The organism is Chitinophaga silvisoli, assembly GCF_003412465.1.
Lineage (GTDB): Bacteria > Bacteroidota > Bacteroidia > Chitinophagales > Chitinophagaceae > Chitinophaga > Chitinophaga silvisoli.
On sequence record NZ_QTJV01000002.1, the window covers coordinates 1,114,422 to 1,127,861 of the forward strand.

The following is a 13,440-nucleotide window of genomic DNA, read 5'->3' on the forward strand; positions in this document are numbered from 1 at the left end:
CCTACTCAAGGTATGAATTTATCCATGCACGGCAAAGCCCGGCCTGGCCGCCGTTTTATGTCCTCCAAAATCTTTTTGATCATGCGCCTTGCTACTGTTTTAATACTAGCCTGCTGCCTGCAGATTCACGCAAGGGGGTTTTCACAAAAAGTCACCTTTTCCGGCCGGAATGTAGCACTGGCCAGCGTTCTTAGCTCTATCAGGGATCAAACCGGCTACCTCTTCTGGTACGATGCCCGTTTGCTTGACAACGCAAAACCTGTCAGCGTCTCTGTCAAAGACGCTACGATCGAAGAAGCATTGAATGTATGCCTCAAAGATCAGCCCATTATTTACAAAATTGAAGAGAATACAATCATCCTGAGTCCAAAGAGACTCATTGCCCCTGAACTGGCTCCCCGTCAGGTAATTACTGGTATCGTAAGAGATGAGAAAGGCAATCCCTTGCCCGGCGTTTCTGTACGTCTCAAAGGCGCGCAAAAAGGAACTTCAACCAAAGCAGATGGTAGCTTCGAGCTGGATGGTCCGGCTGGTGCTACCCTCATATTTTCTTTTATTGGCATGGAGCAGAAAGAAGTGGTTGCAGGCTCGAACGAACCGCTCAGAGTAGTCCTGCAGGCTAAAACCGGCGCACTGGGCGAAGTCGTGATCACAGGATTTGGAGAATCCCGCAACAAAAGTACTTTAGGCTATGCCACTGCAACTGTAGGTGGTGCAGACATCCTGAAAGCTACACCCATCAACCCCATTGCTGCCCTCCAGGGCATGGTGCCCGGCCTGCAGGTACAATCAGGTATCGGTGGCCCACAGGGTACTACCCGCTTCCTGATCAGAGGGAGCGCTTCTCTTGATCCCTATGGCAACCAACCCCTGGTAGTGGTCGATGATATCATTATGGACCAGGATGTGATCATGCCAAATAAAGGAAGCGATCAGGACATGGGTAACATTCTCAAAGACATAAACCCTGACGATATTGAATCTATCAGTGTACTGAAAGGCGGTGCGGTGACTGCCTTGTATGGCAGCCGTGCTTCAAATGGTGTCATCCTCATCAAAACAAAGAAAGGATTCAAACAAAGGGGGCTGGGCGTAAATGTGAGCGCTGACATGTACACAGCTACTCCTTATAAGACCGTTGACTTCCAGAACCAGTTCGGTTCAGGTTATGGCCTGTCTGACTTCGCTACAGATGCGAATGGTAACCTGAAGATCAACCCTGATACCTATGGTTACAACTTTGGCCCCGAAATGACAGGTCAGACTGTAATAGATGTAACAGGCAAAACCATCCAGAACAATCCTCGTCCACACAATATTCTGGATGCCTTCCGCACAGGTATCACCAGGAACTTCAATGTAGGTTTATCTAATGGCAGTGACCTTGGTACCTACCGCTTGTCTTATTCCAACCTGTACTCTGAAGGTGTCACACCTAACAACGACCTGAGTCGTAATAACATCGCGTTTCGTGGTACTACCAGGATTGCCAATGTACTGATGGTAGATGCAAACGTTACCTACGTACAGAGTACAGCTGTAAACCCTGCAAATGTAGGCGCTAACTATGGTACCATGAAGAACTTCGTATACGGTGGTACCCGTAACTACGATACCAAATACTGGATGTCTAACTACATTGATAAGGAAAATGGTGGCGTGAATCAAAGTGATCCAAGTGGTATGACCTCCTATGTATGGTTCCCTCTCCTGGAGAATAAAATGACACAGACTGAAAATAACTTCAGAGGTAGCATTGACCTGAAAGCAGAGCTGACCAGGCACCTCAGATGGCAGGGCCTTGCCAGTGTAAACTATATCGGTACCAACTGGGATAATAAACAAAGAGGGCAGGATGTAGGATTTGGCAATCCAAGGTACAATGTGAGCACTACCAACAAAACGATAGAGCGTTATCAGTCCAGTCTCACTTATACTAATGATCTGACACCATTCTTCAGCCTGATGGTACAAGGTGGCGGTGAGGTGAACAGGGGTGTGCAACAAAGCCTGTCTGCACAAATGGAAAGTTATATCCTGCCAGATGTATACCGCCTGTCGAACTCTAATGGCGTTCCCACTGTAAGCGAATCGGCACCTAATAAATACCAATCCAGCTCCGCATTTGCACAGGCACAACTGGGTTATAAAGAATTCCTTTACTTAAACCTGTATGGCAGAAATGACTGGAACTCTACACTCGTATACAACGACGGACATGGTAACTATTCCTTCTTCTATCCCGGGGCTGACGTTTCCTGGATCTTCACAGACAATTTCAAACTGCCTGCTGCATTTGACTATGGTAAACTGCGGGCATCATTTGCCAGTGTAGGTGGTGGTACTACCAATTATACCGCGAATACCGGTGCTTATACCGCCAATGGTTCTTATAATGGAGTGGCCAGCTATACCTATAGCTCCAATACACTGCCTAACCAGGCACTGTTGCCAACCCGCTCACATAAGTTTGAATCAGGTATCGAATTGAAATTGTTCAAGAACAGGCTGGGCGCAGATATCACTTTCTACAATCAGGATAGTAAAGCACAAATCATCAGTTTCTCTTCACCTATTGAATCAGGTGTAAGTGCAACCCTGATCAATGGTGGTAAAGTACGCAACCGCGGTTGGGAAATTCGCCTGAATGCTACACCAATCAAGACGAAGAACTTCTCATGGGATACTTACTTCAACTATACCCGCAATAGGAATAAGGTCCTGAGCCTGCCTTATGGCCTGGATTATGTATCGCTGGGTAGCGGAGACGGTTTCAGCGTAATTGCTAAGAAAGGCGGCGATTATGGTACTATCATCGCTAACTATGGCTATGCATCGTACAACAGCCCAGATGGCAAACATAGCGAAAACAACGGCAAGAGAGTGCTCAGCATGTCAAGTGCAAAAGGTTCCTCTGTATATGTAAGAGCACAGAACTATAATGACGGTATCAACAAGAACCCTGTAGTGGGCAACATTACCCCTGACTTCCTGGGTAACTGGCGCAACAACTTTAACTATAAGCAATTTCAGTTAGGTTTTGTACTCGATAGCAAATTCGGTGGTAAAGTATACTCTTTCACACATGATCTGGGTAGCTGGCTGGGTAGCATGAAGAGCACACTTCCTTTCAGAAATGAGAAACTGGGCGGTAAGAAATTTACAAATGCTGCTGGCGTGGAAATGGAAACCGGTATGATCATCGACGGTGTGTACAGAGATGGTACAGTCGTTACTGGTCTGGATGGTGCATCCCACGACCTGTCAGGTATGACAATGAAAGATGCATATGAAAAAGGCTGGATCAATCCTACCAACTCATTCGCTTACTACCAGAACACACATAGCTGGGGCAATGGTATCCGCGAAGCATCTATGTTCACCTCTTCATGGGTATCTCTGCAACAGGTGAGCCTGACTTATGATATGCCTAACAAGGTAGCTGCAAAACTGAAACTGAATGGCCTGCGCTTCTCTTTAATAGGTAACAACATCATGTACCTGTACAATAGTGCGAAAGACCACGTGAATCCTGATAACCTGAACAGCAGCGGATCTGATGCATTCCAGGAAGTATCTGCAATGCCTTATATCCGCAATATCGGCTTCCAGATCTGGGGCAGCTTCTAAGGTGTGATTTGTTTAATCAGAAAACTAGTTAAAGAATGAATAGCTTTAAATATATATTCCTGCTGCTCCTGATACCTACCTTCATGATCAGTTGCAGCCGAGAGAAATTTGCTGAAATGAATACCGACCCGGATGATGTATTGACTGTAAACCCTGAACAGGAGTTTACATCTGCATTGACCGCTATTAATGGTTCTGACTTCGAATACTACTACGATTACAACAGGGCCATGTACTACTGGACACAAACCTTTGTGACCATGAATGGTGCCTCTGCTACCGTATATGAAGGCAGCGGTAACCTCAATCAGCGTTACAGCAACTTTTACACCCATGTGGGTAATCAGCTGAAAGATGTACAACAGCTGATCGAGAAGAAGTCGGGCAGCGATCGTGAAAAGTATACTCACCTGTATGCCATCACTTACATTCCCATGGCTTATTATGCCGCCTATGTGTCAGACGTGCAGGGGAGCATTGCCTATACCGAAGCTTTCCTGGCAAGATACACCGGGTTGCTCACTCCAAAATATGATGCGCAGGAAGTGTTGTTCGATACCCTGCAGGCACAACTGAAAAGAAGTGTAGCTACATTAAAAACCAATCCCGCTGTAGCCCAGGCTAATCTGAGTAACCAGGATGTTTATTACGGTGGGAATCTGAGTTACTGGATCAAGGCAGCCAACAGCCTGCGCTTAAGACTGGCTATGCGACTCATAAACAGAGATGCTGCAAAAATGAAAACGTTGGTAAGTGAGATCCTGGCTGATGACGGTGGGTTGATCAGCTCTAATGATGAAAACTGGCAGCTTGAAGCTGCAATTACTTATGCAAAGGGAGGCAACTACAATCCTGAAAGTAACGGCAATGTATCCGGTGCCAGGAACTATGTTGATTTCATGGTGAACACTGCCGACCCACGCGTAAGGATCTTCTTCCAGCAATCTTTTACCAAAGATCAGTTTGACTCAGCTAAAGCCCAGAAGATCCTTCCGGATACGCTGCAATGGGATGGAAAGTTCTACAGAGGACAGTTTGCAAACCCTGCTAAGTCGACTGACCCAACCGTCAACTATTATTATTCTGACCTGAAGTTTAGTTACAATGGTGCATCTGTTACAAAGAGATGGGTATCGGAAATCCAGGACTCATTATTTTACAATCCAACCGGTCATCATTCAATTACATTCCCTATCATTACATATGCTGATATCTGTTTTATGCGGGCTGAGCTGGCCGTAAGAGGGATCACTAACGAAGATGCACAAACCTTATATTATGCAGGTGTCTCAGCATCTGTCAGCGCTTACGACCGCATGGGTAAAATAGCTGGTGTTGCTGGCTACAACGCACTGTCAGCAGATGAAATTGCTACGTATATTGCCAGTCCCGGTGTGAAATATGATGCAGCCAATGCACTGGAACAAATCTGTGTGCAGGAATACATCAACAGCTTTAAAAACCAGAATGAAGCATGGGCTACCATCAAGCGTACCGGCTTCCCGTCTAAGACAGGTAACATCCTGAAGCGTGAACCTGTGGTAGTAGACAGCGATGAAAAGGTAATGCCAAGACGCTTTTCTGTGAGCTATCCTTCAGTGTCCGACCTGAACTATGCAAACAGGCTGGCGGCTATTGAAGAGATGGTGAAAGAAACCGGATTCAGTACCCCTGATGATATCAAGGGTAGAGTATGGTGGGATACCGCTTATTAATAGTATTGTATGAGGGCTTTAGTATTGTTATTACTGATCTGCAATTTTGCCACTGCGCAGGATGTGCGTCGATATCATACCCCGATGGTAGCCATCGTATGGTTATCGCCGGAGTGCCCTCTTTGCAAAAATTATACAAAACCATTGAATGAACTCAGCCAGAAATACGCCGGCAACCTGACAGTTGTCGGTGTATTCCCTGGTCACTGGTACACGCAACAGGATTATGCCACATTTCAACAGAAGTATAAGGTCTTTTTTCCATTGCTAACCGATCAGAAAAATAAATTGGGAAAACAATATCATGCAACCGTGACACCGGAAGTATGCCTGCTCGATAGCCACCGTAAAGTAGTTTACCAGGGAGCGATCGATGACTGGGCCACCCGCCTTGGGCAGACTAAAACCAGTGCCACCGAGCATTATCTGGAAAACGCCATTATCAATACCCTGGCCGGCAGGGCAGTGAGTCCCGCTGTTACCAAACCGGTGGGTTGTTATATTAACGATAACTGATGAGAGCATTAATTTTATTAATGGTGATATTATTGCCTGCACGCCTGATGCTGGCACAAACTTATGCAGATGTACAACCTGTAATAGCAGCCAGGTGTGTAGGTTGTCACCATACCGGAGGCTCAGCTCCGTTTTCACTCGCCAGCTACGAAGAAGTAAAGAGACGTACCTCGTTTATCAAAGATGTCATCAATACCGGTTATATGCCTCCTTTTAAGGCGGATGTGCACTACCGGGATTATGCCAATAACCGGATCCTGACTCCGGAAGAAAAGAAACTCATCCTCGACTGGATCGGCAACAATGCACCCAAAGGAAAACCTGCCCTTGCCACCAAATCAACTCCCATTGATACCACTGCCCCCGATCTGATCCTGAAAGCTGATAAAGCTTATACCGTGAAGGGCGACAATCAGGAACGATTCGTTGTTTTTAAAGTCCCCTTTGAACTAAAGGACACCGCCAATATCGAGCGGCTGGAATTATACACCAATAACAAAAAAGTCATTCACCATATCAATTATGGTTTTTATGCCGTGCAGGATGCCGGCAAAGATATCAATATCGCCCCCTCCTTTGTAGAAGCTGAAACCGATACTGCAGGCCTGGAAACAAAGCGTTACGGCCCCCTGAAGCGAAATATGGTATACTATTCCGGTTGGATTCCCGGTACTACCGAAGAGTTTTATCCCAAACAGTTTGGTTGGGTGCTCCCCAAAAGAGGCGTGGTACTCCTGACCGTTCATTATGCCGCCGTAGCTGCCGACGAAGTATCTACCGTAGGGGTGAAGTTATTCTATAAGAAAGGTCCGGTACAGCGCAAAGTCCAGATCATCAGTCTGGGATCAGGAGGAATTGCAGAAAGAGATATACAGCCCCGGTTTGTGATCTTCCCCAATCAGGTGAGTACGTATACCCTGAAAGTGAGGACACAGGAAAGCCAGTCTATCATGTATGTATGGCCACATATGCACCTGCTGGGGAAAGAATTTACAGCCTATGCTGTAACACCGGATCGCGATACCATCCCACTGGTACATATCCCTGCCTGGGATTTCCGCTGGCAGGAACTGTATCGCCTGCAGCATTTAGTACGGATTCCGGCAGGTTCCGTAATCCATATGATCGGGGTGTATGACAATACAGCTGACAATCCGGTCAATCCCAATCATCCCCCAAAACTGGTCATGTCCAGCGGAGATATGCGGGCCAACGAGGAAATGTTTACCCTGATGATGATCTATGTGCCCTACGAAGAGGGAGATGAAAAGATTGAATTGTGACGTGAACCAATCCCCTGACTGACCAGAAAAGACACCTTTTCCAGCCAGTCAAATTATGGGTTGGGATGGGGCTAATTGCGTTATCAATTCATCACGCTTTGATAGAAATATAAAAGTGGGATTCTCTATATAATATTGTTGGGGCCACAAATGTGGATGCGTTTACGAACAATTCTATCTTCACTAAGGAAGAAAGGGGGATTAATTTTTTACTACAAGGACAATAGGCCGGTTATGCTGATCGATAATTATGGCATAAAGAAAGGATAAAACGCTCAAAAGTGTATAAAATGAGCGTCTACAAAGTGTATACAAGAGGAAAAATATATGCTTTACTCGTTGGTTTTCAGTTTTTTATTTAGTCTTGCTTTTGCCTGCCGCACACTCGCCGCTTCAATGTTTAAGAGTGCCGCTATCTCTTTTGTAGACAGGTTTATGTGGAAATAAGCATATAATCTCAACTCATTATTGGTGAGATTTGGATGTTTGGCTTTCAGTTTTTCAAAGAAACCGGGGTGTACCTGTTCAAAATGTAACCTGAACTTTTCCCATTCAGCGTCCAGGAATTTATGTTCTCTCAGCGATGTTTTGATGGATTTTATAGCAGGGTATAGTTCGTCAATATCATGTAATTGTTTCTTCAGGTCATCCAGCAATTTGTTTTTTTGATGGATGTACAGGCTGTTGCTGACCAGCTCCCGGTTATTGCTATCCAGTTTCAGTTGCAGTTGCTCATTTTTATCTTTCTCTGCCTGTATAGCAAGGGAGATCTGCTCATTTTCCCTTTCCAGGAGCCAGTGGTGATGCCTGCTTTGGGCAATATCCGTTTCCAGTCTGGCTATTTCATAGCCCTTGGCATCCAGCTCTTCATGAATGGTCCTGATCCTGGAGACCAGTACGATGGTGAAAGTAACGATCTGGGAAATGATGGCAATCTCCGGCAGCAGGGAGCTGTTATTAGAATAATTAGGTGCTGAATGGATAATGAAGAATACTGCCAGGCCGGTAGCAAATACAATCGGCAGGGTATTGGCCACCATAAAGGCACCAGCAGCCCGGATCCGTTTTTTGTAAGCTACTATACTGGTAATCAATATACTTAAGGAAAGAATGCAAATGAAGAAATCATCGTATACCAGGGTATAATTGTCCATATAGAACCAGCCTGATATCGTAACAATACAGGGAATGATCTCAAAAATGATATACCCGATCAGCACCCAGCGCAGCACCTTGTCATATACAGGCAACAGTTCTTTCGTCCGCAGGTAGGAGCGGGTCAGCTGAATAAGTCCTGTGAAGATGATCATGCACCCAATGTGCAGGAAAAAGGAATTCAGATTGTACATATATACCGTACCATCTGGCATAACCCTCAACTGGTAGCTGGAGAAGGGGAGTAGCTGGGTAGTAAAATGCTTGAAGGAAGTAATGAAGATCATCGCCCCCACCTGCACTACAAGGTACCATAGATTGACCCGGTCATGCAACTGGAACCAGGTATATAAATTATAGGCCGCAAAACAGGCCAGCAGGGAGATCGTGATGATCCAGGAAATAACCAGCAGGTGATCCCGGCTGGCGGCGGCAATTTCCTTTTCAAGCCGGATCCTGGGATGAACTTTGTAGCCATATCGCTGTAGTTCTGCTATATTCAGCTGCAGGTGCAGGGTGGTCTGCGAGTTGCCCGGGAAGCTAAGGTGTATTTCTCCCCTTTCACGCTGGCACGATGGGATGGCCGGTCCTGCCTTTTGCGCTTTCCCGTTGACATATAAAGTATAATTCAGTGGCTCGGAGAGGGAAAACCGGTATTTTTCGTTGTTAGGATAGGGGTTCCCCACTATAATCTGAGCTGAATCAGTGCTGATTTCCAGTACCGGTTCATTATTCAGATAGTGTATTTTAGATTGTGCGCGTACCCCCAATGTAGCGAACAGTAATAGTATAGGAATGAATTGATTGGCGACTCCCGATGGCATAATTATCGAATAGTGGGGTAAGGTAGATGATAATGAGGTAAAAAGCAAAATGAGAGAAGTTGTATATTAGGGTTATGAAATTTCTTATATTTCTCCTTGTACCCCTATTTTTGTCCTGTGACCATCATCCAAAGCGGGGAGCAATAACAAAAGATACAACAACAACGATAAGCGATACAACAGAAGAAACAGAACTAAGCAATGAAGAATACCTGAGCCTGAGAAAAAGCGAAATAGATTCGTTGTTTTTGAAAAATAAAGATTCATTAACTTATAACGACGAAGATAACAGGGGTACTTTAAGAATCGGTCATTTATTCAGTCATGAGCAACAGGAAGCACTTTTTAGATATTATGAGAATGATTCTACAGAACATGTCGTAATAATAAGACAGTCCGGCACAAAATGGGATACCATCTTTTCAGCGGTGATTTCTCCGGCCCAATACGGGAATTTCTCCGATTTTATAGTGATCAGTGATTTCAATGGGGACCACATTCCTGATTTAAAAGTGCTGAAATTCTTTTGGGACATTCATGTAGGAGAGCGATCTGACCTCTGGCTCTACCGCAACAAGCGTTTCGTAAAAGTGAAGAATTTTGATCACATCGTATCAGCAGAATACTGGGACAAAACAGGCCTGATCTACTCTTATCAGAGTGATGGCTGTGCTGATATGGCTATGCGGTTTGGCGTTTACAAAATAGTGGCAGATACAGTGCAACAAATTGATTTCAGGTATTGTAATTGTTGTGATCCTGCCGATAGTTGTGAGATCACCAAGGGGAAAAACAGTTTTAAAGTGCCTTATAAGAGTGCCTATAAGTACGTACCAGCATATTTCCAGGATGGTGTAAAAGAGAAACTGGAAATGTAACCTACACTTAACACGGCCCGTATAATAAGTAGCTTGTAATTCATATAATTTAACAACCAAAATCAAAATCAGGCAAATCATGTTGATCCGAAATTGTCTATTAACACTTGTGTTAATCTTTTGTCTACCTATGTTTCTACTGGCACAGGAAACAACCTCCGAGATTCACGGTGTCGTTACCGACGGCCAGACAGGAATCCCCGGCGCTGTCATCACAGCTGTACACACACCTACCGGCACCCGCTATGTCACCACCAGCCGTTCTGATGGTCGTTACAACTTTGCTAACGTACGCGTAGGCGGCCCTTACACCATTTCCGTGTCCTACATCGGTTATGGCGACCAAAAACTGGACAACATCAATCTGTCACTGGGACAGGAATTTACCGGCAACTTCACACTCGCTCCAAGTACAAAACAGCTGGGCGAAATAATCGTGAAAGGCAAGCAGGATAAAACCTTCAACAACAGCCGCACAGGTTCCCAGGAAATCATCAGCAGAGACCAGCTGGAGAAACTGCCAACCATCAGCCGTTCTGCGCAGGATTTCACCCGCCTGGAACCTACCAGCAGCACCGTAGCAGCTGGCCAGAGCTTTGGTGGCCGTAGCCCCCAGTACAACAACTTCACTGTCGATGGGGCTAACTTCAACAACTCCTTCGGCCTGTCTGGTACCCTGGGTGGCCAGACCAGCGCTCAGCCTATCAGCCTGGATGCGATTGAACAGGTACAGGTGAGTGTATCGCCTTACGATGTGCGCCAGGGAGGATTCTCCGGCGCCGGTGTCAATGCCGTAACCAGGAGTGGTACCAATACCCTGAAAGCATCGGTATATACCTATATCAAAGGTGCAGGTACACAGGGTTATAAAGTAGGTAACAGCACTGTGGCAAAAACGCCGCTGTCCTTCAATATCCGTGGTCTCTCTATCGGTGGCCCGATCATTAAGAACAAATTGTTCTTCTTCGTGAGCTTAGAGTCTTCCCGTCAAACAGCTCCGGCTACCAGCTGGGTACCTTCCGATGCCAGCCATCCTGCAAATGCAGCAGCCGGGATCTCCAATGCCAATGCCGATACCCTGAATGCACTCGCTGCTTTCCTGAAGTCTAACTTTGGCTATGATCCAGGTGCCTTCAGCGGTTACTCTTTCAGAACCAACAGTGACAAGGCAACTATTAAATTCGACTGGAACCTCAGTGAAAAACATTCATTGACGGTAAAGTATAACTACCTGAAATCCTTCGCCGACCAGTTCGCGAGCAACAGCCGCCCTGCCGGTACTACCACCGGTCAGCCAGGCATAAATGCCCTGCCTTTCTCCGGTAGTGGTTATGTGATCAATAACAACTTCAACATCTTTATAGCTGAGTTAAACTCCCGGTTTAGTAACAGGGTATCGAACAAATTCCAGGTTGGTTATACCGCCCTGCGTGATTTCCGTTCACCTAACTCTTCTTCCGCTACCTTCCCCCTGGTCGATATCCTGAACAATGGTAACATCTACACCACCTTCGGATACGAACCATATACTTACAACAACGTATTAAATACTAACGTATTCCAGATTTCGGACATCTTCACTTACTACACCAGTGCACACGAAATCACAGTAGGTACACAGGACTATTACAGGAAGTACCAGAACGCATTTGCTCCCGGCTACCAGGGCGCTTACCAGTTCAACAGCCTGACTGACTTTTACAACAGTGTGAACACCGGCGCTGCCAATGCAAAAAGTTACTACCTGCAGTACTCCGCGCTGAAAGATGGTTCTTTCCCATGGGCATATGCCGGTTCTACCGAACTTGGTTTATTTGCACAGGATAAATGGAGAGTGTCTGATCGCTTTACATTTACTTATGGTGTACGTTTTGACATGACCATCTACAAACAATCCTTTACTGACAACCCTGATTTTGATAAGCTGACTTTCAAAGATGGTGAACAATACAATATTGGGAAAGCACCTGGCAATGCGGTACTGGTATCTCCACGCATTGGTTTTAACTACGATGTATTGGGCGACAGAACCCTGCAGCTGAGAGGTGGTTTCGGTATCTTCTCCGGTCCTCCGCCATTTGTGTGGTTGAGCAACCAGGCTAGTAACAATGGTATCCAGTGGGGGTCCTTCACAAAAACTACAGGTGTTGCCTTCAGCGCAGATCCGAATGCATACCGCCCGGCCGCTGCTTCTGCTAACACATCTTATAGCGTAGCGCTGACAGACAAGAATTTCAAATACCCTTCCGTATTGAAAGGAAGCCTGGCAGTAGATAAAAAGATCAATGACTGGGTATTCACAGTAGAAGGTACTTATACCAAAGATGTAAATGCTGTTTATTTCTCTAATATCAACCTGAATGAAACCAATGCCTATGCATTGAATAATGGTGGTGATAACCGTATGAGATATAATACATCCCTGACTACCTCCCTGAATACAAGTAACAGGTATTACGCGGATGGTAGCTCACTCGCCAGCCCTAACATCGGCAATGCGATCCTGATGAAGAACAATAACAAGGGGTATACATACAATGTAACAGCCAGGATAGAACGTACTTTCGGTAACCTCTACACCAGCGTAGCTTACACACATGGCGATGCAAGAAATACTTCTGAAACAGGTAGCACCGCTTCTTCTATGTGGAGTGCACGTGCAGTAAGCGGAGACCCTAATGCAGGAAGCCTGGGTTATGCTTCTTACAGATTGCCTAACCGTATTATCGCGATGGCATCTTACAAAGTATCTTATGCTAAGTACTTCTCTACTTCATTCGGTGCTATCTTCGAAGCTGCACCCGCAGGTACAGTATCTTATATCTACAATGGTGACCTGAACGGCGATGGTTTTAACAATGACCTGATTTATATTCCAAAGAGTTCAACTGATATTAACCTGATCAATGTGGGTTCTTACAATTCAACCACACACACAGGTTCTACTACAGGAACGGCTGCTGATCCAAGAACATCTGCACAGATGTACACCCAGCTGGACAACTTCATTGGTCAGAACAAATACCTCGCTTTCCACCGTGGTGAAACAGCCAAAGCAAATGCTGCTGTATTACCTTACTACAAAAAGCTGGATGTAAATATCACAGAAGATATCTCTGTAAAAACAGGAAAAGACAGGCATACATTGAGACTGTCCCTGGATATTATCAACGTGGGCAACTTCCTGAACAGGAACTGGGGTATCGTGCAGGCAGCTACAGTCAACAACTTCCTGAAGTTCGAAGGCCTGGCTGACGATGGGAAGACACCATTATTCTCATTCCCTTATGCTGATTCAAAAAACCAGGTGCCTTATGTAAACAGCTATGCTAATAACACAGCTATTCTTTCAAGATGGCAAATGCAATTTGGTATCAGGTATTTATTCAACTAACAGTTAATAGTAAAAACGCTGCGACCTGACAGGTCGCAGCGTTTT

7 protein-coding genes are annotated in these 13,440 nt (G+C 45.5%); 6 read left to right on the forward strand and 1 reads right to left on the reverse strand.

What is annotated here, in order from left to right:
• Positions 1-12: 12 nt before the first annotated feature.
• The 4 genes from DXN04_RS10880 to DXN04_RS10895 are packed head-to-tail and all read left to right on the forward strand — an operon-like array spanning position 13 to position 7,144.
• Positions 13-3,630: a SusC/RagA family TonB-linked outer membrane protein gene (locus DXN04_RS10880; protein WP_116853343.1), complete on the forward strand. Its 3,618-nt coding sequence runs from the start codon at positions 13-15 to the stop codon at positions 3,628-3,630.
• A gap of 35 nt (positions 3,631-3,665) precedes the next feature.
• Positions 3,666-5,345: a SusD/RagB family nutrient-binding outer membrane lipoprotein gene (locus DXN04_RS10885; RefSeq protein WP_116853344.1), complete on the forward strand. Its 1,680-nt coding sequence runs from the start codon at positions 3,666-3,668 to the stop codon at positions 5,343-5,345.
• Positions 5,346-5,354: 9 nt separating this feature from the next.
• The gene (locus DXN04_RS10890; protein ID WP_116853345.1) at positions 5,355-5,861 is read left to right on the forward strand and encodes a redoxin domain-containing protein; all 507 of its coding nucleotides are present in this window, start codon (positions 5,355-5,357) and stop codon (positions 5,859-5,861) included.
• Positions 5,861-7,144, forward strand: coding sequence for a c-type cytochrome (locus tag DXN04_RS10895; protein WP_116853346.1), 1,284 nt, complete (start codon positions 5,861-5,863; stop codon positions 7,142-7,144). Before DXN04_RS10890 ends, DXN04_RS10895 begins: the two co-directional genes overlap by 1 nt.
• 332 nt (positions 7,145-7,476) lie before the next feature.
• Here the strand turns inward: DXN04_RS10895 and DXN04_RS10900 are convergent, their stop codons facing one another.
• Positions 7,477-9,123 carry a 7TM diverse intracellular signaling domain-containing protein gene (locus tag DXN04_RS10900; RefSeq protein ID WP_116853347.1) on the reverse strand — a complete coding sequence of 549 codons (1,647 nt, stop codon included), beginning with the start codon at positions 9,121-9,123 and terminating at the stop codon, positions 7,477-7,479.
• A gap of 74 nt (positions 9,124-9,197) precedes the next feature.
• On the opposite strand from DXN04_RS10900, the gene DXN04_RS10905 reads away from it, so the two are divergent.
• Together DXN04_RS10905 and DXN04_RS10910 are read left to right on the forward strand one after the other, a co-directional pair.
• Positions 9,198-10,001, forward strand: coding sequence for an XAC2610-related protein (locus tag DXN04_RS10905; protein WP_147319896.1), 804 nt, complete (start codon positions 9,198-9,200; stop codon positions 9,999-10,001).
• Between the two features lie 130 nt (positions 10,002-10,131).
• A complete protein-coding gene (locus DXN04_RS10910) occupies positions 10,132-13,395 on the forward strand; it encodes a TonB-dependent receptor (RefSeq protein ID WP_233525561.1) in 3,264 nt (1,087 codons plus the stop codon).
• Positions 13,396-13,440: the final 45 nt, after the last annotated feature.